The sequence below is a fragment of the Isoptericola sp. NPDC057391 genome (assembly GCF_042668085.1).
Taxonomy (GTDB): Bacteria; Actinomycetota; Actinomycetes; order Actinomycetales; family Cellulomonadaceae; genus Isoptericola.
In genome coordinates this window covers 1-23,906 of the sequence record NZ_JBHVBO010000043.1, presented here as the reverse complement: position 1 = coordinate 23,906, position 23,906 = coordinate 1, and the positions used below count along the sequence as shown (strand labels likewise).

At 73.0% G+C, this 23,906-nt stretch carries 17 protein-coding genes; 3 read left to right on the top strand and 14 right to left on the bottom strand.

Annotated elements, in window-relative coordinates; all coding sequences use genetic code 11:
• Nucleotides 1-74: 74 nt before the first annotated feature.
• The 7 genes from nrdF to yicI all read right to left on the bottom strand — a co-directional run bounded on the left by nrdF (nucleotide 75) and on the right by yicI (nucleotide 10,158).
• The gene (gene nrdF, locus ACFUVW_RS08295) at nucleotides 75-1,055 is read right to left on the bottom strand and encodes a class 1b ribonucleoside-diphosphate reductase subunit beta (RefSeq protein WP_380322470.1); all 981 of its coding nucleotides are present in this window, start codon (nucleotides 1,053-1,055) and stop codon (nucleotides 75-77) included.
• A gap of 41 nt (nucleotides 1,056-1,096) precedes the next feature.
• A complete protein-coding gene (gene nrdE / locus ACFUVW_RS08290; protein WP_430570852.1) occupies nucleotides 1,097-3,223 on the bottom strand; it encodes a class 1b ribonucleoside-diphosphate reductase subunit alpha in 2,127 nt (708 codons plus the stop codon).
• A gap of 38 nt (nucleotides 3,224-3,261) precedes the next feature.
• Nucleotides 3,262-3,693 carry a class Ib ribonucleoside-diphosphate reductase assembly flavoprotein NrdI gene (gene nrdI, locus ACFUVW_RS08285; protein WP_429735151.1) on the bottom strand — a complete coding sequence of 144 codons (432 nt, stop codon included), beginning with the start codon at nucleotides 3,691-3,693 and terminating at the stop codon, nucleotides 3,262-3,264.
• 201 nt (nucleotides 3,694-3,894) lie between these two features.
• Nucleotides 3,895-4,137, bottom strand: a complete 243-nt coding sequence (gene nrdH / locus ACFUVW_RS08280) for a glutaredoxin-like protein NrdH (RefSeq protein ID WP_416345666.1) — start codon at nucleotides 4,135-4,137, stop codon at nucleotides 3,895-3,897.
• A 577-nt stretch (nucleotides 4,138-4,714) separates the two neighbouring features.
• Entirely contained in the window at nucleotides 4,715-6,154 is a 1,440-nt protein-coding gene (locus ACFUVW_RS08275; protein WP_430570851.1) for a serine hydrolase domain-containing protein, read from the bottom strand.
• 40 nt (nucleotides 6,155-6,194) lie between these two features.
• The gene (locus tag ACFUVW_RS08270) at nucleotides 6,195-7,673 is read right to left on the bottom strand and encodes a GH1 family beta-glucosidase (protein ID WP_430570850.1); all 1,479 of its coding nucleotides are present in this window, start codon (nucleotides 7,671-7,673) and stop codon (nucleotides 6,195-6,197) included.
• Between the two features lie 178 nt (nucleotides 7,674-7,851).
• A complete protein-coding gene (gene yicI, locus ACFUVW_RS08265; RefSeq protein ID WP_430570849.1) occupies nucleotides 7,852-10,158 on the bottom strand; it encodes an alpha-xylosidase in 2,307 nt (768 codons plus the stop codon).
• A 206-nt stretch (nucleotides 10,159-10,364) separates the two neighbouring features.
• Between yicI and ACFUVW_RS08260 the strand changes: the two genes are divergently transcribed.
• Nucleotides 10,365-12,875, top strand: a complete 2,511-nt coding sequence (locus ACFUVW_RS08260) for a glycoside hydrolase N-terminal domain-containing protein (RefSeq protein WP_430570848.1) — start codon at nucleotides 10,365-10,367, stop codon at nucleotides 12,873-12,875.
• Nucleotides 12,876-12,877: 2 nt separating this feature from the next.
• Nucleotides 12,878-13,912, top strand: coding sequence for a LacI family DNA-binding transcriptional regulator (locus ACFUVW_RS08255; protein ID WP_430570847.1), 1,035 nt, complete (start codon nucleotides 12,878-12,880; stop codon nucleotides 13,910-13,912).
• Between the two features lie 3 nt (nucleotides 13,913-13,915).
• Here the strand turns inward: ACFUVW_RS08255 and ACFUVW_RS08250 are convergent, their stop codons facing one another.
• Genes ACFUVW_RS08250 through ACFUVW_RS08240 form a run of 3 tightly spaced genes read right to left on the bottom strand, consistent with a single transcriptional unit; the run spans nucleotide 13,916 to nucleotide 17,573 of the window.
• On the bottom strand, nucleotides 13,916-14,896 hold the full coding sequence (locus tag ACFUVW_RS08250) for a carbohydrate ABC transporter permease (RefSeq protein ID WP_430570846.1): 981 nt from the start codon (nucleotides 14,894-14,896) through the stop codon (nucleotides 13,916-13,918).
• Nucleotides 14,893-15,909 carry an ABC transporter permease gene (locus ACFUVW_RS08245; protein ID WP_430570845.1) on the bottom strand — a complete coding sequence of 339 codons (1,017 nt, stop codon included), beginning with the start codon at nucleotides 15,907-15,909 and terminating at the stop codon, nucleotides 14,893-14,895. Before ACFUVW_RS08245 ends, ACFUVW_RS08250 begins: the two co-directional genes overlap by 4 nt.
• Nucleotides 15,906-17,573: an extracellular solute-binding protein gene (locus ACFUVW_RS08240; RefSeq protein ID WP_430570844.1), complete on the bottom strand. Its 1,668-nt coding sequence runs from the start codon at nucleotides 17,571-17,573 to the stop codon at nucleotides 15,906-15,908. The genes ACFUVW_RS08245 and ACFUVW_RS08240 overlap by 4 nt, the downstream gene beginning before the upstream one ends.
• 335 nt (nucleotides 17,574-17,908) lie before the next feature.
• Here ACFUVW_RS08240 and ACFUVW_RS08235 point away from each other — a divergent pair, with 335 nt between their 5' ends.
• Nucleotides 17,909-20,914 (top strand): glycoside hydrolase family 3 C-terminal domain-containing protein, encoded by a 3,006-nt coding sequence (locus ACFUVW_RS08235; RefSeq protein ID WP_430570843.1) that lies wholly within the window; start codon nucleotides 17,909-17,911, stop codon nucleotides 20,912-20,914.
• 63 nt (nucleotides 20,915-20,977) lie between these two features.
• Here ACFUVW_RS08235 and ACFUVW_RS08230 read toward each other — a convergent pair whose 3' ends face one another.
• From ACFUVW_RS08230 to ACFUVW_RS08215, 4 genes are all read right to left on the bottom strand, one after another.
• Nucleotides 20,978-22,267: an N-acetylglucosamine-6-phosphate deacetylase gene (locus ACFUVW_RS08230; protein WP_430570842.1), complete on the bottom strand. Its 1,290-nt coding sequence runs from the start codon at nucleotides 22,265-22,267 to the stop codon at nucleotides 20,978-20,980.
• A gap of 61 nt (nucleotides 22,268-22,328) precedes the next feature.
• On the bottom strand, nucleotides 22,329-23,024 hold the full coding sequence (nucS, locus tag ACFUVW_RS08225; protein WP_430570841.1) for an endonuclease NucS: 696 nt from the start codon (nucleotides 23,022-23,024) through the stop codon (nucleotides 22,329-22,331).
• Nucleotides 23,025-23,087: 63 nt separating this feature from the next.
• Entirely contained in the window at nucleotides 23,088-23,507 is a 420-nt protein-coding gene (locus ACFUVW_RS08220) for a DUF2550 domain-containing protein (RefSeq protein WP_429735124.1), read from the bottom strand.
• Between the two features lie 11 nt (nucleotides 23,508-23,518).
• Entirely contained in the window at nucleotides 23,519-23,803 is a 285-nt protein-coding gene (locus tag ACFUVW_RS08215; RefSeq protein ID WP_430570840.1) for a F0F1 ATP synthase subunit epsilon, read from the bottom strand.
• Nucleotides 23,804-23,906: the final 103 nt, after the last annotated feature.

The following is a 23,906-nucleotide window of genomic DNA, read 5'->3' as shown; positions in this document are numbered from 1 at the left end:
GGGGACGGACCGTAGTGGCTACGGTCCGTCCCCTCTCTATCTCGCGAGTCCGGGTTCTCTATCTCGCGGAGACGTCAGAAGTCCCAGTCGTCGTCCTCGGTCGCCACGGCCTTGCCGATGACGTACGACGAGCCCGACCCGGAGAAGAAGTCGTGGTTCTCGTCGGCGTTCGGCGACAGCGCGGCGAGGATGGCCGGGTTGACGGCCGTGTCCTCCTTGGGGAACAGCGCCTCGTAGCCCAGGTTCATCAGGGCCTTGTTGGCGTTGTACCGCAGGAACGCCTTGACGTCCTCGGTGAGCCCGAGCTCGCCGTACAGGGCGTCGGTGTACTCGACCTCGTTCTCGTACAGCTCGAAGAGCAGCTCGAACGTGTAGGCCTTGAGCTCGTCCTGCTCGGTCTGGCTGACCTGCGCCAGGCCCTTCTGGTACTTGTAGCCGATGTAGTACCCGTGCACGGCCTCGTCGCGGATGATGAGGCGGATGAGGTCGGCCGTGTTCGTGAGCTTGGCACGGCTCGACCAGTACATCGGGGCGTAGAAGCCGGAGTAGAAGAGGAACGACTCGAGCATCGTCGAGGCGACCTTGCGCTTCAGCGGGTCGTCGCCGCGGTAGTAGTCGAGCACGATCTCGGCCTTGCGCTGCAGGTGCGGGTTCTCCTCCGACCAGGCGAACGCCTCGTCGATCTCCCGCGTCGAGATCAGCGTCGAGAAGATCGACGAGTAGCTCTTGGCGTGCACCGACTCCATGAACGCGATGTTCGTGTACACCGCCTCCTCGTGCGGCGTCAGCGCGTCGGGGATGAGCGACACCGCGCCGACCGTGCCCTGGATGGTGTCCAGCAGCGTCAGGCCCGTGAACACGCGGGTCGTCATCAGGCGCTCGGCGTCGGTCAGCGTGTGCCACGACTGGATGTCGTTCGACACCGGCACCTTCTCCGGCAGCCAGAAGTTGCCGACCAGGCGGTCCCAGACCTCGAGGTCCTTCTCGTCCTGCAGCCGGTTCCAGTTGATCGCGGTCACGCGATCGATGAGCTTGAGCTTGCCCGTGGGCGCCATGGTCTTCTCTTCCCCGAATCCTCGATCGTTGCTCAGAGCACTCACAGCATGCAGCTGACGCAGTTCTCCACCTCGGTGCCCTCCAGGGCCATCTGGCGGAGGCGGATGTAGTACAGCGTCTTGATCCCCTTGCGCCAGGCGTAGATCTGCGCGCGGTTGACGTCGCGCGTCGTCACCGTGTCGGGGAAGAACAGCGTCAGCGACAGGCCCTGGTCCACGTGCTGCGTCGCGGCCGCGTAGGTGTCGATGATCTTCTCGTAGCCGATCTCGTACGCGTCCTGGTAGTAGTCCAGGTTGTCGTTCGTCATGTACGGCGCCGGGTAGTACACGCGACCGAGCTTGCCCTCCTTGCGGATCTCGATCTTGGCGGGCACCGGGTGGATCGACGACGTCGAGTTGTTGATGTAGCTGATCGAGCCGGTGGGCGGCACGGCCTGCAGGTTCTGGTTGTAGATGCCGTGCTCCATGACCGACGCCTTGAGCGCGCGCCAGTCGTCCTGCGTCGGGATCGCCACGCCGGCGTCGGCGAACAGCGCCGCGACGCGCTCGGTCGCCGGCTTCCACTCGCCGTCGGTGTACTTGTCGAAGTACTCGCCCGTCGCGTACTTGGAGTCCTCGAACCCGCCGAACGCCTTGCCGCGCTCGATCGCGAGGCGGTTCGACGCCGCGATCGCGTGGTAGGCGACCGTGTAGAAGTAGATGTTCGTGAAGTCGACGCCCTCGTCGGAGCCGTAGTAGATCCGCTCGCGGGCCAGGTACCCGTGCAGGTTCATCTGCCCGAGGCCGATGGCGTGCCCGAGGTCGTTGGCGCGGCGGATGGACGGGACCGACTCGATGCTCGTCTGGTCGGAGACGGCGGTGAGCGCGCGGATCGCGGTGTCGATCGTCTTGGCGAAGTCCGGCGAGTCCATCGTCTTCGCGATGTTCAGCGAGCCGAGGTTGCAGGAGATGTCGCGGCCGACGTGGTCGTAGGACAGGTCCTCGTGGAACGTCGACGGCGTCGAGACCTGCAGGATCTCCGAGCACAGGTTCGAGTGGGTGATGCGGCCCTTGATCGGGTTCGCCCTGTTCACCGTGTCCTCGAACATCACGTACGGGTACCCGGACTCGAACTGCAGCTCGGCGATCGTCTGGAAGAAGTCGCGGGCCTTGATCGTCGTCTTGGTGATGCGGTCGTCGGCGACGAGCTCGTCGTACTTCTCCGAGACGGAGATGTCGGCGAACGGCTTGCCGTAGACGCGCTCGACGTCGTACGGGCTGAACAGGTGCATGTCCGCGTTCTGCTTCGCGAGCTCGAACGTCACGTCGGGGATGACGACGCCGAGGGAGAGCGTCTTGATGCGGATCTTCTCGTCCGCGTTCTCCCGCTTGGTGTCGAGGAACCGCATGATGTCGGGGTGGTGCGCGTGCAGGTACACCGCGCCCGCGCCCTGGCGCGCGCCGAGCTGGTTCGCGTACGAGAACGAGTCCTCGAGCAGCTTCATCACGGGGATGACGCCGGACGACTGGTTCTGGATGTGCTTGATCGGCGCGCCGTGCTCGCGGATGTTGCTCAGCAGCAGGGCCACGCCGCCGCCGCGCTTGGACAGCTGCAGGGCGGAGTTGATGCCGCGCGCGATGGACTCCATGTTGTCCTCGATGCGCAGCAGGAAGCAGGACACGGGCTCGCCGCGCTGCGCCTTGCCCACGTTGAGGAACGTCGGCGTCGCGGGCTGGAACCGGCCGGAGACGACCTCCTCGACGACGTCGCGCGCGACCTGCTCGTCGCCGTCGGCCAGGCCGAGCGCGACCATCGAGACGCGGTCCTCGAAGCGCTCGAGGTACTTCTTCCCGTCGAACGTCTTCAGCGTGTACGACGTGTAGTACTTGAACGCGCCCAGGAACGACTCGAACTGGAAGTCCTTCGAGTACGCGAGCCGGAACAGCTCCTTGACGAACGTGCGCGAGTACTTCTCGAGGACCGCCGGGTCGTAGTACTTGTTCTCGAGGAGATAGTCGAGCTTCGCGTCGAGCGTCTCGAACTGGATCGTGTTCGGCACCACGTGCTGCTCGAAGTAGGCCGTGGTGGCCTCGCGGTCCTTGTCGAACTGGATCTTGCCGTCCGGTCCGTACAGGTTCAGCATCGCGTTCAGCGCGTGGTAGTCGAGCTGCACGCCCTGCAGCGGCACGGGGGTGGCCCCCGCGAGCTCCGGGTCCGTCGTCGAGCTCACGCCGAGATCAGTGACTGTCGTTGCCAAAATCGTCCCAATCCGTCACGGACGCGCCGGGCGTCCTCAGCCGTCCCCAGGAGTTCGAAGGCGTACAGGTAGGGCACCTGGCACTTCGCGGAGATGATGTCGCCGGCGATGCAGTATGCAGCGCCGAAGTTGGTGTTCCCCGCGGCGATGACGCCGCGGACGAGCGACCGGTTGTGCGGGTCGTTGAGGAACTCGCGCACGCGCCGTGGCACGGCGCCGCCCTCGTTGCCCCCGCCGTAGGTCGGGACCATGAGCACGTAGGGCTCGGTCACCGTGAGGAAGCCGTCCGTCTTGCGCACCGGGATACGGTGCACGGACATGCCGAGCTCGTCGAGGCCGAGGCGCTGGACGAACCGGTGGGTGTTCTCCGACACGCTGGAGAAGTAGACGAGAGAACCCATGATCAGCCTCCCCCCGGATGCTGCTGCCGACCGGCGCCGGGCGTCGTCACGGAACGTGCCGCGACGGCCTGGCGCAGAAGACGCACGGCGCCCCGGGTCGGGATCGAAGCCCGGGGCGCCGGCCGTTCGTGGGGTGCGGGGCCGCGGCCTGCGGGCCCCGCGTGTTGTCGAGTCTGTGCCGAGTCGTGGTCGAGCCGGCGGTCAGGCCGAGACGGCCTGCTGCGCCGCGACCGCGGCGATCTGGTCGGGGCGGAAGCCCGACCAGTGGGTGTCGCCGGCGACGACGACGGGGGCCTGCAGGTAGCCGAGCCCGCGGACCATCTCGAGCGCCTCGGCGTCCTGCGTGATGTCGACCACCGAGTACTCGACACCCTTGCGGTCGAGGGCGCGGTAGGTCGCGTCGCACTGCACGCAGGCCGGCTTGCTGTAGACCGTGATGCTCATGTGTCTCTCCCTCTCTGCGCTCCCCGCCGGGGGCTTCGTCCGACCGGTGTCGCGGCCCTGCGAGCCGGTCCCCTCGACGGGCCCCGGAAGGGCCCGGACCAGGGATGACGCCCGTGGAACTACGCCGGTGTGCTTTGTTCGAAGGGCTGTGCGCCCCGCGTGCTCCAAACACTACACCTAGTGGTCGGGGCGCGCGCGGGACCGACATCTTGTGGTTGACACCGCTGTCATTCGTCGAACACCCCTCGCCTCATCCGCTCACGAACAGCGTCCCACGAGGGTCCGACACTCCTCGTCCACAGGGTGGGTGACGGTCCGTCAACACCGCCTCGGGGCGCCCTTCCGCAGCACCGTGCGGATCCCGTGCGGATGTCCACAGGCGGGGGGCGACGGGCATCCACAGCATGTGCGCGACGACGGGTCGTCGCGCGCCCGCGCCCGGACCCGGTCGGCACCCGGCCTCGCCTCCGGAAGCGGCCCGACAGATCGGACATTCCCGGCGCAGGACTGGCGAAAAAGTCGTCGGAGTCATCGGCGTGTCGCGCGCGGTGGTGTGTCGCACACCCCGGAGCGTCCGTCAGCCGACGGCGTCGTCGTCGGCGGGGGTGAGCCCGGGCACGGCGCGCCAGCCCGCGGGGTCGACGCCGCCCGGCACCGCCGTCGCGGGGTCGTACGGCGCGCGGGTAAAGTGGAACGTGCCGACGTCGAGCGCCTCCGCCGCCGTGCCGCGTCCGACCACCCGCAGCCGCTCGCCCAGCCAGTAGCCGCCCTCGACACCCACCCAGCTCCCGTCGCCCGCGCGGGAGAACACCGTGGCCCGCGTGTCCACGCCGCCGGACGCGCCCAGCGCCAGCAGGCCGTCCGGTCGCGGCGTCAGGGTGTGCGGCACGGGGCCCCAGTACCAGGTCCCGGCCAGCGTGAGGGCGTCGGGGTCGGCGGCGATGGCGGCGCCGGCAGAGGCGGAGGCGGAGGCGGCGCCCGGCCCGCCCAGCAGGTCGAGCAGGAACGCGGCGTCGCCGAACCCCGCGGTCGAGCTGCCGCAGACCGCGACGACGTCGCCCGTCGCGGGGTCCGCCCGCAGCGTCGCGGTGAAGCCGGGCACGGAGCCGCCGTGGCCCACGGTGCGACGACCCGGACGGCCACCCTCGCCCGGCCCGTGGTGCACGGACACGCCGAGGCCCCACGCGGCCGTGAACGGCGTGCCGTCGTCGACCACCGCCCGCGGTGCCGCCATCCGGCGCCGCCACGCGAGCGGGAGCACCCCGTCGCCGTCGTCGCCGCCCGCGCCGACCAGCCACGACCCGAACCGCACCAGGTCCGTCGGCGTCGACCACACCTCCCCCGCCGGCCCCATCGCGCCGTAGGCGGCCACGGGTTCCGCGAGGACCGCGTCCGCGTCCGGGTGCACGGCGTACCCGGCAGCGGCCTCGCCCGACGGCGTCCGCCCGGTCGCCGTCATGCCGAGCGGCGTCCAGACCTCGACCTGGAGGACGGCGTCCCACGACCGGCCGTGCGCCTCCTCGAGCAGCCGGCCCAGCACCGCGTAGCCCAGGTTGGAGTAGTGGTGCCGTTCACCCGGCTCCCACAGAGGCTCGACCCCCGACGCGACGAGCTCGTCCCACGAGCCCGCGCCGTGCCGCTCCCACCACGGCCCCGGCGGCTCGGCGGGCAGGCCGGCGGTGTGCGTGAGCAGGTGGGCCACCGTGGCATCGGGAGCCGGGGCGTCCGCGACGTGCCGCCCCACCGGGTCGTCCAGCCGGAGCCGCCCCGCGGCCGCCAGCCGCAGCACGGCCACGGCCGTCATGGGCTTGGTGATCGACCCGATCCGGAACGCCGTCCGGGGGCCGGACGGCGCCCAGCCGGCGGTGCCGGTCCACACCACCTCGCCCGCGCGCCCCACCGCGGCCGACAGGGCCGGCACCCGGCGCTCGCGGCACCGGGCACGCAGCGCGTCGGCGAACCGGGCCGCCTCGTCCGGCGTCGTGGTGGGCGGAGGGGCGGGCTGCGCAGCGGTCATGCCCGCACCGTAGTGCCGAACACGCGGAGCGGGGTCGGCGTCAGGGGGCGACGGCGGTGACCGGCGGCACCTGACCGGTGGTGGCGAGCCGGCGGTACCAGTGGGCGGAGTCCTTCCAGGTGCGCTCGCCCGTCGGGTAGTCGACGTGGAGGATGCCGAAGCGCTTGGAGTAGCCGTAGCCCCACTCGAAGTTGTCCATGAGCGACCAGGCGAAGTAGCCGCGCACGTCCGCCCCGGCGTCGCGCGCGGCGCCCACGGCCTCGACGTGGTCGTGCAGGTACGCGACGCGCCGGTCGTCGTGCACGCGGCGCTCGCCGCCGTCGACCACGAGCTCGTCGTCGAAGGCGGCCCCGTTCTCCGTGACCGCGAGCGGCAGGCCCGGGTAGGTGCGGTGCAGCCGCAGCAGGAGATCGGTGAGGCCGGAGGGCTCGATGTTCCACCCCATCGCCGTGTACGGGCCGGGCTGCTCGGCGAACTCGACGTCGGTGACGCCGATCCACGGGCTGTGGCTCGACGCGCCGTGGCCGTCGTTCTCGGACCGCTCGCCCTCGCCGTCGAACCGCCGCACCGTCACCGTGGAGTAGTAGTTCACGCCGAGGACGTCGAGGGGCTGGCGGACCTGCTCGAGGTCGCCGTCGCGGACGAACGACCAGTCGGACACGTGCGCGGTGTCGGCGAGCAGGTCGTCGGGGTACGCGCCGTCGAGCAGCGGGCCGAGGAAGGCCCGGTTGGCGAGCGCGTCGATCTTCCGGACGGCGTCGGCGTCGCCCTCGGACGCCGCGTCCGCCGGGCGGATCGCGTGCAGGTTCAGCGTGATCGACACCTGCGCGCCCGGCAGCACCTCGCGGATCGCCTGCGCGGCCAGCCCGTGCGCCAGGTTGAGGTGGTGGACGGCAGCGAGCGCCGCGGCGGGCTCGGTGCGGCCGGGCGCGTGGACGCCGGAGCCGTACCCGAGGTAGGCGGAGCACCAGGGCTCGTTGAGCGTGGTCCAGGCCTCGACGCGGTCGCCGAGCTCGACGGCCATGTGCCTGGCGTACTGTGCGAACGCGACGGACGTCTCCCGGTTCGCCCAGCCGCCGGCGTCCTCGAGCTCCTGCGGCAGGTCCCAGTGGTAGAGGGTGACGAACGGCCGGATGCCGCGCTCGCGCAGGGCGTCCAGCAGGTCGCGGTAGAACGCGACGCCCTCCGGGTTGAGGGGGCCGCTCCCGCCGGGCTGCACGCGCGACCACGAGATCGACAGGCGGTAGGCGCCGACACCGAGCCGGTCGAGGTGATCCACGTCCTCGGCCCAGCGGTGGTAGTGGTCGCACGCGACGTCGCCGGTGTCGCCGTCCCGGGTGCGACCGGGGGTGCGGGAGTACGTGTCCCAGATGGACGGCCCCCGGCCACCCTCGGCGGCGGCGCCCTCGATCTGGTACGCCGCGGTGGCGGTGCCCCACAGGAAGTCGGCGGGGAACGTGCGGGCGGCGGTCGCCTCGGCGACCGGCTCGGTCGCGGTGGCCGTGGACGTGCTGGTCATGGTTCTCGGTCCTCGATCCTGGGGGGCGTGGGGGTGGCAGAGGAGTGTGGGAGCGCTTCCACAGATCGTCAGTGTAGGTCACGGGAACCGGCCCGACCCGGACGGCCTCGCCTTCGAGCAAGCGATTCGTCGCGTCGTGCGGCCGGTTGACACGACGAATCGCTTGCTCGAAGGCCACTCAGACGGACAGGGTGACGGTGCCGGGGCCGTGGCCGGCCGCCGTCCGCTCCCCCGCCCGGACGGTCCAGGCGCCGGGGGCGTCGCCGGTCGTGACGACGACCTCGTCGCCCGCGCGGCGGACGTGGAAGCGTGCGGCCGCGCCGTCCGGGGCACCCGTGGGCACGACGGTGACGGCGTCGTACCCGTCGGGAAGCTCGACGCAGCGCAGCTCCACGCCGTCGGCCCACGCGTAGTCGGGCCGGTCGGTGCGCGCCCCGACGGGCAGCACGGTGCCGGGACGCACCAGGACCGGCAGGGAGTCGAAGCCGTGGGTCTCGGTGACCCAGCGTGGGCCGGTCACAGTCTTCGCGTGCGGCGCCCCCTCGCCGTCGAGCAGGCGCGTCCACGTGCCCTCGGGCACGTAGTACTCGACCGTGCCGTCGGCCTGGAAGACCGGGGCCACGAGCAGCGAGCCGCCCAGCATGTACTGCATGTCGACACCGAAGGTGGCCCGGTCGTCGGGGAACTCCAGGACCATCGGCCGCATGATCGGGGTGCCCTGCCCGGTCGCCTGCCCGGCCGCGCCCGCGAGGTAGGGCATGAGGGACATCTTGAGGTGGGTGAACCGCCGCGCGACGTCCACCGCCTCGTCGTCGAACGCCCACGGCACCCGGTACGACGACGAGCCGTGCAGCCGCGAGTGGCTCGACAGCAGCCCGAACGCGAGCCACCTCTTGAACACCCCCGCGTCCGGGGTGCCCTCGAACCCGCCGATGTCGTGGCTCCAGTAGCCGAAGCCCGACATCCCGAGCGAGAGGCCTCCGCGCAGCGACTCCGCCATCGACGCGTACGTGGAGTCGCAGTCGCCACCCCAGTGCACCGGGAACTGCTGGCCGCCCGCGGTCGCCGACCGGGCGAACAGCACGGCCTCGCCGGGCCCCTTGCGCCGCTCGAGCAGACGGAAGACGGCCTCGTTGTACAGCTCGGCGTAGTAGTTGTGCATCTTCTGCGGGTCGGAGCCGTCGTGCCAGACCACGCCCTCGGTCGGGATGCGCTCCCCGAAGTCGGTCTTGAAGGCGTCCACTCCCTGGTCCAGCAGCCGCTCCAGGTGCCCGAGGTACCAGTCGGTGGCCTCCGGGTTGGTGAAGTCCACCAGGCCCATGCCCGCCTGCCACAGGTCCCACTGCCACACCCCGCCGTCGGCGGTCCGCAGCAGGTAGCCCTTCGCGGCCCCCTCGGCGAACAGCGGCGACCGCTGGCCGATGTACGGGTTGATCCACGCGCTCACCTGGAGGCCACGCTCGTGCAGCCGGGCCAGCATGCCCTCCGGGTCGGGGAACACGCGCGGGTCCCACTCGAAGTCGCACCACTGGTACTCGCGCATCCAGAAGCAGTCGAAGTGGAAGACGCTGAGCGGCAGGTCGCGCTCGGCCATGCCGTCCACGAAGCTCGTGACCGTCTTCTCGTCGTAGTCGGTGGTGAACGACGTCGACAGCCACAGCCCGTACGACCACGACGGCACCTGCGCCGGGCGGCCCGTGAGCGCCGTGTACCGGTCCAGCACCTCCTTGGGCGTGGGGCCCGCGATGACGTAGTACTCCAGCGCCTGCCCCGCCACCGAGAACTGGACCCGCGTGTTGACCTCGGAGGCGACCTCCAGGGACACCCGCTCGGGGTGGGCGACGAACACGCCGTACCCCTTGCTCGTCAGGTAGAACGGCACGTTCTTGTACGCCTGCTCGGAGGACGTGCCGCCGTCCTCGTTCCAGACGTCGACGGACTGCCCGTTCTTGACGAACGGCCCGAACCGCTCCCCCAACCCGTAGACGTGCTCGCCCGGGTCGAGCGTCAGCTGCTCGTGCACCCACGCCCCGCCCGCGCCCGGACCGGACGACGCCGTCATCACGCCCACGGACTTCGGCAGGCTCGAGGTCAGCACCCGGCCGGCCGACTCGAAGTCCACGTGCCAGGCGCCACCGCGGTGCACCCGCACCGCGAGACCGCCGGTCTCGAGCACGCCCTCCGTCTCGTCGACCTTCACGACCGGGAGGAAGCCCTGCTCGCCCCGGACGGCGAACTCCGGGCCGCGGCGCGCCGCACCCGCGAAGTGCTCCACGCGCACCTTCACCACGCCCGGCGCCGGCGACGAGTACGTCACCGTCACCATCGGGCGGTTGAGGGTGTCGCCGCGGCGGCGCACGACCGTCGTGGGTGCGTAGACCGTCATCGTGCCGGCCGCCTCGTCGACACGGACGTCGTCGACCTCCACCGCGTACAGCGGATCGATGCCGGGCCGCGTCTGCCAGTAGCCGTCCGTGAACTTCATCGCTTGCACCTGCTCCGGGCTGTCGTGTCGAGAGCGGCGGCCCGCGGCCGGTCGTGCATGGAGTCCTCCTCGTCGAAGCGCTTCGACTCACAAGTATTGGACAGTGTTCCCGAGAGCGTCAAGCCACTGGCGCGAGTCCAGCGCACGGCCGGTCGCACCATCCCCAGAGAATGTCGAAGCGATTCACCTCCCTCTACGCTGCTCCCATGGACGATCTCGATCTCCCCGCGACGACGCACGTCCTGCGCGCCGACCGCAGCGCGAGCCGATGGGTCGAGGCGTACCCGGTGGGCAACGGCGCCCGCGGGGCGATGTGCGCCGGCCGGCCCGGCGTCGAGCACCTGTGGCTCAACGACGTCACGGCGTGGTCCGGCCCCTCGCCCGCCGACCCGCCCGGCGACCCCCTTGGCGGCGCCCATGCGCGAGGAGCCGAGCACCTGGCCCGGATCCGGCAGGCCGTGGCCGACGGCGACGTCCGCACCGCCGAGGCGCTCCTCGCGGAGGCCCAGAGCCCCTGGGCGCAGGCGTACCTGCCGCTCGCCGAGGTGGACGTCGCCGTCGTCGCCGCCGAGCAGGGGGCGGTCGACGCGCCGGGACCCCACACCCACCCCGGCAGCGGGCACCTCGAGCGGCGCGAGCTCGACCTGCGGATCGGCGTCGCCGCGCACGTCTGGGCCGACCCCGCCGTGGGACGCGTGGAGCAGCAGACCTGGGCCGACGCGGACGGCGGTGCCCTGGTGCACGTCGTGCGGTCCGACCGCCCGGTCCGCCTCACGGTCCGGGTGCAGAGCCTCCTGCCGCCTGCGAGGGCCCCGCTGCTCGGCCGCGCCCCCGGCCCGGTGCTGCGGCACGTCGTCGAGCTGCCGGTCGACGTGCCGCCCACCCACCACCCCGAGGGCGAGATCCGGTACGACCGCGACCACGCACGGCTCGGCGCCGTCGACGTCGTGGCCGCCGCCGACCCCGATGCGGTCGTGGTCGACGGCGAGCTGCGCACCGGCGCGTCCCGCACCCACGTGCTGCTGCTCGCCACCGCCACCACCCACCCGCCCGGTGGCGGCGCCCCGGCCGAGGACTCGCTGGCGCGGCAGCGGGCCGCGGCGACGCCCGGCGGCGCTCGGCCCGCGGACCCCGTCGAGACACCGGCCCGCGTCGCCGCCCGCCTGCTCGGGTCCCACACCGCGCGGCACCGGCGGCTCTACGGCCGCGTGCACCTGGAGCTGCCGACCCCGGACGACGCGGCCGCCCTGCCGACGGCCGACCGCGTGACCGCCGCCGAGCGCCGGCCCGACCCCGGGCTGGCGGCGCTCGCCTTCCACTACGGCCGCTACCTGCTGCTGTCGTCCTCCCGACCGGGCGGGCTGCCCGCCACCCTGCAGGGGCTGTGGAACCCCTGGCTTCCGGGCCCCTGGAGCAGCGGGTACACGCTCAACATCAACCTGCAGATGGCCTACTGGCCGGCCCTGACCACCGGCCTGGCGGAGTGTCACGAACCGCTCCTGGCGTACGTCCGGCGGCTCGCCGCCGGACCCGGCGCGGCGGTGGCGCGCGAGCTGTACGGTGCCGACGGCTGGGTGGCGCACCACAACTCGGACGCCTGGGGGCACGCCGCGCCCGTGGGCAACGGCCGCGGGGAGGCCAAGTGGTCGGCGTGGGCCATGGGCGGACCGTGGCTGGCGCAGCACCTCCTGGAGCACCACAGGTTCACGGGCGACCGGGAGGCCCTGGACGCCGCCTGGCCCGCCCTGCGCGGCGCCGGGCTGTTCCTTCTCGACTGGGTCCGCACGACGGACGACGGTGCCGCGCTGACCAGCCCGTCGACGTCACCCGAGAACGAGTTCGTGGCCGAGGACGGCGCGCCCGCGGCCGTCACCACCAGCTCCACGATGGACGTCGCCCTCGTCCGGGCGCTCGCCGGGGCGTGCCGGGAGGCGGCCGCCGCGCTGGGCCTCGACGACGCGGCCGAGCCATGGCTCGGCCGCCTCGAGACGGTCGCGGCAGCCCTGCCCGACCCGGCCGTCGGCTCCCGCGGGGAGCTGCTCGAGTGGGACGGCGAGCGGCAGGAGGCGGAACCCGGGCACCGGCACCTGTCCCACCTGGTGGGGCTCTTCCCGCTGGCCGATCTCGACCCGACCACCACACCGGTGCTCGCCGCGGCGGCCGCCCGCAGCCTGGACCTCCGAGGGCGCGAGTCCACCGGCTGGTCGTTGGCCTGGCGCCTGTGCCTGTGGGCCCGCCTCGGGCGGGCCGACCGCGCGCACGAGCAGGTGCTGCTGTCGCTGCGTCCTGCCGACGACGGCCACGGGCAGCGGGGCGGGCTGTACCCCAACCTGTTCAGCGCCCACCCGCCGTTCCAGATCGACGGCAACCTCGGCCTGACGGCCGGCATCGCCGAGATGCTGCTGCAGTCGCACCGGAAGCACGGCAGCCGCACCCGCCTCGACCTGCTCCCGGCCCTTCCCGCGCAGTGGCCCGACGGCGAGGTGACCGGTCTCCGCGCCCGCGGCGGAGCCCGCATGGACCTCGCCTGGCAGGACGGCGCGCTCACCTCGGCGCGCCTGCACGCCCCGCCGGACCGCGGGATCGACGTCGTCGTGCACCACGGCACCACCGGCCCCGGCGTCGAGGTGCGCGCCGCGGCCGGCGATACCGTGTCTCTCGACCCGCGGGCCTCCACCCCTGCCGCGAGCGCCGCCCCTGTCCCCTCGAGGAGCTGATCGTGCCCACCATCGACGACGTCGCCAAGGCCGCGGGAGTCTCGGCGTCGACCGTCTCCTACGTGCTGTCGGGGAAGCGATCGATCTCCGCGCCCACGCGCCGCCGCGTCGAGCAGGCGATCTCGACGCTGGGCTACCGGCCCCACGCGGGGGCCCGGGCGCTCGCGTCGAGCCGCACCAACGTCATCGGCCTCATGGCGCCCCTCCGGTCGGGCGTCGACGTGTCGGTCATCATGCAGTTCGTCACCGGCGTGGTCACCCGGGCCCGCGATGTCGACCACGACGTGCTGCTGCTCACCCAGGACGACACGGGTGGCATCGAGCGGGTGGCGGCCGGCTCGATGGTCGACGCGATCGTCGTCATGGACGTCGAGGCCGACGACACCCGGCTTCCCGTGCTGCGGACGCTGCGGCAGCCGACCGTGCTCATCGGGTTGCCGCACGAACCGGCGGGACTGAGCTGCGTCGACCTCGACTGGGAGGCGGCAGGCCGGCTCGCCGCCCGACGGCTCGCCGACGACGGCCACCGGGACGTGGCGCTGATCGGCTCCCCGCCCGAGGTGCTGGACCGGCGCACGTCGTACGCCGAGCGCGTGGTGCGCGGCTTTCGCGGGGCCGCCGCCGAGGACGGGCTGACGCCCGTCGTCGTGCCGTGCGAGCCGACCCCGGACGGTGCGCGCCGGGCGCTGGACGCCGCACTCGGCGAGGGGCCCCGCGGCGACGGGCCGGGCGCGCGGTCCGACCGGCCCACCGGGCTGGTGGTGCACAACGAGCGGGCTCTCCCCCACGTGCTGGCCGGCCTGGCGGAGCGCGGTCTCGACGTCCCCGGAGACGTCGGCGTGATCGCCATCTGCCCCGGCGACGTCGCCGTCTCGCAGCGCCTGCCGCTCACGAGCATCGACATCCCCGGCGAGCTCATCGGCGGGGTGGCGGTGGACATGGTCATGGCACGGCTCGAGGGCGGTCAGCCGGCGGAGAGCCGGCTGATCGCCCCCGAGCTGACGCAGCGGGCCAGCACCACGCCCCGCGTCGCGTGACGCTCAGCCCTTGATGGCCCCGAAGATCACGCCCTTGGTGAAGTGGCGCTGGACGAAGGGGTAGACGATCAGGATCGGGACGATCGCGAGGACCATGACGGCCATCTTGACCGGCAGCCCGGTGACGGCACCCGTCGCGACGTCCACCTGACCGGTCCCGGAGCCCGGCAGGGTGACGCCCTGCAGCACGTACGACTGCAGTACCAGCTGCAGCGGCCACTTGGCGTTGTCGTTGATGTACAGCATCGCGTTGAAGAACGCGTTCCAGTAGCCGACGCCGTAGAAGAGGGCGACGACCGCGATCGCGGCCTTGGACATGGGCGCCACGATGCGGAACAGCACGCGCCAGTCGCCGGCGCCGTCGATGCGCGCCGCGTCGGTGATCGCCGGGTCGATGCCCATGAAGAACGCGCGCAGGATGAGCACGTTGAACGCGGACACGGCCGTCGGGAGGATGAGGGCCCAGTACGAGTCGATCATCCCGAGCGCCGACACGAGCAGGTACGTGGGGATCATGCCGGCCGAGAAGAACATCGTCAGCAGCAGCGTGAACAGCAGCGGACGGTGCCCGAACGACCCCGGGCGGCTGAGGCCGTAGGCCGCCAGCAGCGACACCATCGTGGAGATGGTGGTGCCGACCACCGTGATCCCGATCGAGACCAGCGCGGCACGGGTGACGATGCCGCCGGACAGGATCTGCGAGTAGGCGGCGAACGTGATCTCGCCGGGCACCGTGACCATGCCGCCCGCCCGGGTGATGGTGTCCTGCGTGGACAGGCTGGTCAGCACCACCGAGTACAGCGGGAACAGGACCGCCGCACAGATGGCGAGGAGCAGCAGGGCCTTGACGGTGAAGCCCGCGGGGCCGGGCGCCTCGTCCCAGACGGGGCGGTGCTTGGAGCGGAACCGTCGCGGCGCCGCCGTCGTGCTCGTCGCCGCACTCGTCGTCGTGCTCGTCGTCGTGCTCGTCGTCGTGGTACTCATGCCTTCTGGTACACCCCCGCCTCTCCGAACAGGTGCGCGATCTTGTTCGCGACCAGGACGAGGATCACCGCGACCACGCCCTTGACCAGCCCCGCGGCGGCGGCGAACGACCAGTCGCCGTTCACGACGCCCTGGAAGTACACGAAGGTGTCCAGGACCTCGGCGGCGTCCGCGCCGACCGCGCCGCGCTGCAGGATGAGCTGCTCGAAGCCGACGGTGAGCGCGTCACCGAGGCGCAGGATGAGCAGCAGGATGATGGTGGGGCGCAGCGCGGGCAGCGTGATGTGCCACATGCGACGCCACCGGTTCGCGCCGTCCATCACCGACGCCTCGTAGAGCGCCGGGTCCACGGTGGACAGTGCCGCGAGGAAGATGATCATGCCCCAGCCGGCGTCCTTCCAGACCGCCTGCATGGTCACCAGCGCCAGGAACGTGTCCGGGTCGGTCATGAGGTCGAAGCCTGTGTACCCCTGGTCCGCCAGCTTCTGCGCGACGAACCCGGCGCCCCCGAACATCTGCTGGAAGACCGTCACCACGATCACCCACGAGAAGAAGTGGGGCAGGTAGACGATCGACTGGATGGCGGTGCGGATCCGCGGCGTCATGACGCTGTTCAGCAGGAGCGCCATGACGATGGGGACCGGGAAGAAGAACACGAGCTGGAAGCCGGTGATCAGCAGCGTGTTCCCGACGGCGTGCCAGAAGGCCTCGTTGGTGAACAGCCGCTGGAAGTTCCACCAGCCCACGAACGGGCTGTCGCGGATCCCGACGTACGGCGAGTAGTCCTGCCACGCCACGACGTTGCCGGCCAGGGGGACGTAGGCGAACACGGCGAGCAGGACGATCGCCGGCAGGGTCATGAGGATGAGCGACCGGTCCCGCTTGAGGCGCACGCGCCAGGAGACCTTGCGACGGGGCGGGACCGGACGCCCCGGGTCGGAGGGCGAGGTGGCCTCCGGCGCCGCGACGGCCACGGCGTCCCGCCCCACGGCGGGGGCTGTACCGGCGCTCACTGCTGCTCGTCCAGGATGCCCTGGTAGAAGGTGCGCAGCTCCTCACCACCCGACGACTTCCACGTCTCGACGGCCTCGTCCAGGTCCGCCATGGTCTTGCGACCCCGCGAGATGTCCTTCTCGAGGTCGACGAACGGCTCGTCGATCCCCGAGTACTGCGACGGCGGCGTGATCTGCATGCCGAAGAACGCCGGCTCCTCGACGTACTGCGCGGCGTCGGCCATCCAGTTGCAGAACGCCTCGACGAAGCCCGGGTACTGCACCCGCGACTGCACGATCGGCGGGTCCACCAGGAAGACGTAGGTGGGCTGCAGCTCGGTGGCCGCGAGCTCGGTGGGCACGGGCAGGCCGTCGTCGTCGCGGGTGAAGTGCACTCCCTCCACGCCGCTGTTGACGAGCTCGAACTCCTGCGTGCCGAAGGGCGACGCGAGGAAGTCGGCCACCGCGAGCAGCTCCTCGATCTTCTTCGGGTCCTCGCTCTTCTTGAGGAACGAGTACATGCTCGCGGGGTCGGACTTGAACAGCCGTGGCGTGCCGCCGTCGCCGGCGATCGGTGCGAACGGTCGCTGGTCGTAGTCGGGGTTGCCGGCCTGCTGCCGTCCGAGGGACTCGTGCCACCCGCCGAGCCCGTCGCTGACGACGAGCGTCTGCCCGGACTCGAAGCGCTGCTTGGCGTCGGCGTTCTTGTCCGCGACGGCGTCCGGGTGGACGACGCCCGCGGCGAACAGCTTCGACTGCCAGTCCAGGGCCGCGCGGTACTCCTCGGTCTCGACGCGGTGCACGAGCGTGCCGTCGTCGCCGACCTTCCACTTGGGCGGGACGGCGAACATCAGGGTGGCCCCGGTCCACAGGTCGTCGGTGGCCCAGCGCTTGCCCTTCGGGTCGTTGATCTCCTTCGCGAGGTCCAGCAGCTCCTGGGCGCTCCTGGGCTGCTCCGTGATGCCGAGCTCGGCGAAGATGTCGGCACGGTGGAAGATCGCGTTGCTGATGAGCTCGCCCGGGAACGGCAGGCCGTAGAGCTTGTCGTTGAACACGCACACCCGCCACGCGTCGGTGGGGATGTTGGCGAGGTTCTTGTACTTGCTGACCTTGTCGCCCGCCAGGAACGGGGTCAGGTCCTCGAAGAGCGCCTCGACCGCCTGCCCGAACTTCGGCGGGATGTTCCAGGACGGGATGCTGACCCAGTCCGGCACGTCCTTCTTCGAGGCGAGGACGGCGGCGAGCTTGTCGCCGTAGGTGTTGCCGTCGGAGATCTGGAACGTGATGTTCGTGCCCGACGCCTCGTTGACGGCGTCGTAGTACTGGTTGCCCCGGGTCGGCGGGATAGTGCCCCACAGCGGCGTCATCGCCGTGTAGGTGCCGCCCGACCCGGGCGGCGCGTCGAAGGCCTGCACCAGCTTCTCCGGGATGGAGGAGAAGCCCGCGGTCGAGCCGTTCACGCTCGGGAAGTCGGGCTTGACGTACTCGAGCGGCGTGTACGTCGGCAGGACGCCGGAGCTCACCGTGCCGCCGCTCCCGGTGACGGACGCGGGGGCGGCGCTGCTGCAGGACGTCAGCAACGAGGGCACCCCCACGGCAGCCACGCCGAGGCCCGCGAGGCCGAGGAACGAGCGGCGGTTGAGCCTGGTCGCCGCGATCTTCGACCCGGACGACTGCGTCTTCATGCGATGTCACTCCTTCGTGGACACCGCGGCACGACCACGTGCCGCGGAGCGGGTGGGTGCTGGTAGTCGAAGCGCTTCGACGTGGGAGCGTATCCATCCTGCGTCGGTCTGGCAACACCCTCGCCCCCGCCGATCGCGAGCCGGTCGCAGGCCACCGTCCTCCCGGCAGGCCGGCCACCGCCCCGCGCCCTCTTGACAGGTGGCCTCAGTCACGTAATCTCGTCGCCCATGACGGCCGCGCATCGAAGCGCTTCGATCTGGCAAACCGGCCACGGATCGCGCCGCCCGGCACCCACCGGTCGACCCCCACGGACCCGACGACACGAGGACGCCCCATGACCCTCCACGCCGACGACGACCTCCGCTCCGGCGCCCCGGTGCCCCCGGCGCCCTACCTGGACCCGCACCTGCCCTCGCACGACCGCGCCGCCGACCTCCTGTCCCGGCTCACCCGGACGGAGCGGGTCGCGATGCTGCACCAGGCCGCGCCGGCCGTCGACCGGCTGGGCCTGACAGCCTTTCGCACGGGCACGGAGGGGCTGCACGGCGTGGCATGGCTGGGCACGGCGACCGTCTTCCCGCAGCCCGTGGGGCTCGCGGCCACCTGGGACCCGGAGCTGCTGCGGCGCGTGGGGGACGCCGTCGCCACCGAGGTCCGGGCGAAGCACGCCGCCGACGCGTCGGTCAGCCTCAACGTGTGGGCCCCGGTGGTCAACCCCCTGCGCCACCCGGCGTGGGGGCGGACCGAAGAGGGGTTCTCCGAGGACCCGCACCTCACGGCACAGCTCGGCGCGGCGTACGCGGCCGGCCTGCGCGGCGACCACCCGCGCGTGTGGAAGACCGTCCCGACGCTCAAGCACTTCCTCGCGTACGGCAGCGAGACCGACCGGGCGGTGACGAGCGCGTCGCTGTCGCTGCGCACCCTGCACGAGCTCGAGCTGCCCGCCTTTCGCGCGGCGATCGAGTCGGGGGCGGCGGGCGCCGTGATGCCCTCCTACAACCTCGTGAACGGGCGGCCCAACCACGTCGCGCGCGAGCTCGTCGACGAGCTGCGCAGCTGGGCCCCGGCCTCGGTCGCGGTCGTCTCGGACGCCGGCGCCCCCACGAACCTCGTGGTCGGCGAGCGCTACTTCCCCGACCACGTCACGTCGCACGCCGCGGCCCTGCTCGCCGGCGTCGACTCCTTCACCGACAACGACGCCGACGCCGGTCCCACCACGCGCCGGCTGACGGAGGCCCTCGACCGGGGCCTGCTCACCGACGCCGACGTCGACCGCGCCGTCCTGCGCCTGCTGGAGCTGCGCATCCGCACCGGCGAGCTCGACGGCGCCGCCGACCCCTACGCGGGCATCGGGTCGGACGCGATCGACGTGGCGGAGCACCGGGCGCTCGCCCGCGAGACCGCAGCCCGCTCCGTCGTCGTCCTCGCGAACGACGGGCTGCTCCCCCTCGCCGCCCCGCACCGCGTCGCCGTGCTCGGACCGCTGGGCGACCGCGTGCTCACCGACTGGTACTCGGGCACTCCCCCCTACGCCGTCGGGCTCGCGTCCGCGCTGGCCGAGCGCTACCCCGGCGCCCTGGTGGACGCCGTGACCGGCGCCGACACCGTGGCGCTGCGTGCTCTGTCGAACGGCGCGTACGTCACGGTCTCCCCCGACGGCGGGGCGGTCACGGCCACGGCACCCCACGCGGACGACGCCACCCATCTCGAGGTGACCGACTGGGGCGACGGCGTGCTCACGCTGCGGTCGGCCGCCAGCGGACGGCTGCTCACCGGCGCAGGCTGGATGCTGCGCGCCGACGCCGACCGGGTGGGCGGCTGGGTGGCGCAGGAGACGTTCCGGCGCCATCACCACGCCGACGGCAGCTGGTCCCTGCAGCACGTGGGCAGCGGCCGGTGGGTACGGGTGCAGCACGGCGCCGCGAGCCTGGTCGCCGAGGCGCACCGGGCCGAGGACGCCGAGCGCTTCGCGTGGCGCACCGTACGCTCGGGCCTGGTCGACGCCGTCACGGCGGCCCGTGCCGCCGACGTCGTGCTGGTCGTGGCCGGCAACGACCCGCACGTCGCGGGCCGCGAGACCGAGGACCGCCCGCACCTGCGTCTTCCCACCGCGACCACCGAGCTGTGGCGGGCCGCGCGAGAGTCGTGCGACCGCGCGGCCCTGGTGGTCGTGTCGAGCTACCCGTACGTCCTCGGCCCGGAGACCGCCGACGCGGACGCCGTCGTCTGGTCGAGCCACGGCGGCCAGGAGCTGGGCCACGGCCTGGTGGACGTCCTCGCGGGGGACGTCGAACCGTCCGGGCGCCTCGCCCAGGGCTGGCCCGCCACCGAGCAGCAGCCCGGCGACCTGCTCGACCACGACCAGGCGGCCCAGGGCGCCACCTACCGCTACGCCGCGCAGGACGCGGCCTTCCCTTTCGGCCACGGGCTCAGCTACACCACGGTCGCCTACGAGCGTCTGGTGCTCGACCGCGCCACGGTCCCCGCCCCGGCCCCGACCCACGCGCACCCCGCCCTCGGGGCGCCGCACGCCGCCGCCGGCGCGGTCACCGCACGGGTGACGGTGCGCAACACGGGCGCACGGCCGGTCGACGAGCTCGTGCAGCTGTACGCGCTCCCGGGCGACCTGCCGATCCCGGGCCCGCGCCGGCTGCTGCTCGGCCACGCCCGCGCCGCGCTCGCCCCCGGTGAGGCGGCCGAGGTCGAGCTGTCGTTCGACGTCGCGCGGCTGGCGGTGTGGGACGTCGCCGCGCGGGTGCCCGGGGCGCCCGACGACTGGGTGCACGCCGGGGCCCTGCGGGTGCAGGCCGGCGAGTACGTGGTGGCGGCCGGTCCGTCCAGCGCGGTCCACGCGCTGCGCGAGCCGCTCGTCGTCACCGGCGCGGCGCCGGCGCCCCGCCCCGTCGCCGGGACCGCCCTGCCCGGCGTGGCCGCGTCCGCCACGGAGGGGATCGTGCTCGGCGACCGCACGCCCGAGGCCGGGGCCGTGCTCGAGGTCGCGCCAGGACGTGCCCGGGGGCACGCCTTCTACGGCGACCTCGACCTGACGGGGGTGCGCGCCGTGACCCTCGAGCTCGCCACGACCGGGTCGGTGCACGGCGGGGTCGTGCTCGCGGTCCCCGACGGGGCCGGGTGGCGGCCGGTGGCGCAGCTCCTGGTGCCGTCGCGCACGCCCGACGGCGACGGGTCCGGGACCCGTGCCGCGCGGTACCGGTGGCAGCCCGTGGCCGGCGAGCTCGGCGCCCTGCCCACCGGGCCGACCTCCCTGCGCGTCACGCTGCCCGCCGGTGCCCGCCTGTCGCAGCTCACCTTCACCGCCGGCGACCGCGGAGACCGGTGAGGTCCACCCCTCTGCCCGGCAGCGATCGGTGGCGATCGGCGGCGCGACGACCGAGGGCTCGGGTCAGAGAGTCGGGACCTCGACCCCGCCACGCAGCACGCGGCGCACCCGCAGGTCCGCGTCGACCACCACGACGTCGGCGTGCCGCCCCACGACCAGGCCGCCGACGTCGGTGAGGCCCAGCACGCGCGCCGGCACCCACGACGCGGACCGCACGGCGTCGACGAGCGGGACTCCCGCCTCGACGGTGTCGCGCACGACGTCGACCAGGTGCGCCGTGCCGCCCGCGATCGCACCGCCGTCCGGGTCGGCCGGGTCGGTGAGGCGGGCGACGCCGTCGCGCACGGTCACCGCCATGGGCCCCAGCTCGTAGGAGCCGTCCGCCATCCCGGCCGCGGCCATCGCGTCCGTGACGAGGGCGACCTGGTCGGCCCCGACCGTCTCCACGACCGTGCGCACGGTCGCCGGCGCCAGGTGGACGCCGTCGGCGATCAGCTCCACGACGAGCTCGCCGCGCGCGGCCGCCGCCAGGCACGCGGCGATCGGCCCGGGCGCCCGGTGGTGCAGGGGGCGCATGCCGTTGAACAGGTGGGTGGCTGTCATCTCGCGCACCGGCGCCTCGCCGGCCTCGGCGGCGGCCGCGAGGGCCGCGCCGACCTGCGCGACGAGCGCCTCCGCCTGCTCCGTGGTGGCGTCGGTGTGCCCGAGGGACGGGACGACGCCCGCGGAGACCAGCGCCTCGGCCGCGCCGTCGGGCCCGGCCACGCCGTCGACCTCGGGGGCCACCGTCATGGTGCGCAGGTGGCCGCGGGACGCCTCGACGAGGTCGCGCACCAGGTGGGTGTCGCCCGGGGCGAGGTCGTCCGGGCTCTGCGCGCCGCGCCGCTCGTGCGAGAGGAACGGCCCCTCCGCGTGGATCCCCGCGATCTCGCCGGCGTCGGCGAGGTCGGCCAGCATGGCGGCCCGCGTCAGCAGGGTCTCGCGGCCGGCCGTGACGAGGGAGGCGAGCATCGTCGTGGTGCCGTGCCGGCGGTGCTCCCGCACCGCGACCAGCGCCTCCTCGGCCGTCGTCGCGTCGGGGAAGCCGACCCCGCCGCCGCCGTGGTTGTGCAGGTCGACGAGCCCGGGCAGCAGCACCGTGCCGGGCTCGGGCACGACCGCCGCGGCCACCGCGGCGGCGACCTCCGGGTCGGCGTGCTCCGCCGCCGCGACGGGCCCCACCCAGCGCACGAGGCCGTCCTGGACGACGACCGCGCCGTCCTCGACGTCGTCCTGCGGGGTCACGACGCGGCCGCGCAGCGCGACCGGCGTGCCGGGCTCGGAGGCGGGGACCGTGGGGGTGGCAGCGCTCATGGGCCCATCCTGCCGCAGGGCCGGGGCATTGCGAAACCTTCCTGACAAACCCCCCAGGGGGTCAGAAGAGGCGCGACTCGACGTCGTCGACGCCGCGCATCGCGTCGTAGTCGAGCACCAGGCACTCGATCCCGCGGTCCGTCGCGAGCACGCGCGCCTGCGGCTTGATCTCCTGGGCCGCGAAGACGCCACGCACCGGGGCCAGCAGCGGGTCGCGGTTGAGGAGCTCGAGATACCGGGTCAGCTGCTCGACGCCGTCGATGTCGCCGCGGCGCTTGAGCTCGACCGCCACGGTCGCGCCGGACGCGTCGCGGGCGAGGATGTCGACGGGGCCGATCGCCGTCATGTACTCGCGGCGCACGAGCGTGTGCCCGGCGCCGAGGCGGTGGATCTGCGCGGCCAGCAGCTCCTGCAGGTGCGCCTCCACGCCGTCCTTCACCAGGCCCGGGTCGACGCCGAGGTCGTGGGCGGAGTCGTGCTCCACCTCGTGCAGCTCGATCTCCAGGCGATCGTCCGACTTCTGGTGCTGCACCGTCCAGACCTGGGTGACGCCGCGCGCCCGGGCCTCGTCGTCGGGCTCGCCGACCGCCGTCGCGCACGGCGGGCTCATCCAGTTGAGCGGCTTGTACGATCCGCCGTCGGAGTGCAGAAGCACGCTGCCGTCCGCCTTGACGACGAGGAGCCGCGTGGCCAGCGGCAGGTGGGCGGTGAGCCGGCCCGTGTACCGGGCCGAGCAGCGGGCGACGACGAGACGCACGGTCCCCCTCTTCGTTCGTGGCGGGTGCTGCGGAGCGGGCGCCGCGGAGGGCGCCCCAGGACCCTACAGGACCAGGTCGCGGCGCCCGGGGGGCGCGGACTCGAGCCACGACGCCAGCCCGGCGTAGGCGCCGGAGGACATCAGCAGCTCGAAGTCGGTGCCGTCGTAGCGGCAGCGCACCAGTACCTGGTCGGGCTGGCCGGCCTGGTCGAGCGGGGCGCGGCCGGTGATCGAGAGCCCGTCGCGTCGCCAGACGCGTGCCGGGCGGGGCGCGAGCGACCACCCGCGCCACCAGTCGATGCGGCCCACGGCGTAGTGGGCGATCCCCACCATCCACGCCGCCTGCGGGTCGTCCGCGGGCCGGGCGTGGCAGGGGAAGGAGCCGACCCTCCGGGAGAGGGTCCGCAGGCGGGAGGCGCCGGCGGCGAGCACCAGTCCGAGCGCGACGACGAGAGCCACCGCGGTCCAGACGACGTACGCCACCGGCACCTGCCTCAGCGCAGCGCCGGCTCGCGGCCGGACAGCTCCGAGACCTCGTCGACGACGATCGTCACGAGGTTGCCGTCGACGGAGACGAAGCCGCCGGTGACGTGCGCCTCGACCGCGGTCCCGTGGGCCGTCGACACCTTGACCGTGCCCTGGCGCAGCACCGCGAGGAGCGGGGCGTGGCCGGCGAGGATGCCGACCTGGCCGTCGACGGACGGGGCGCTGACCTCGCGCGCCGCGCCGGACCAGACCTTGCGGTCGGCCGCGACGAGGTCCACGTTCAGCTCTGCCATCTCCATGTCCTCTTTCCGATCGTGCGGGGTTCGTCAGGCGGTCGCGGGGGGCCCCCCCGGGGGGGGGGGGGGGCCCCCCGGGCCTCGCCGAGGGTCACTGGCG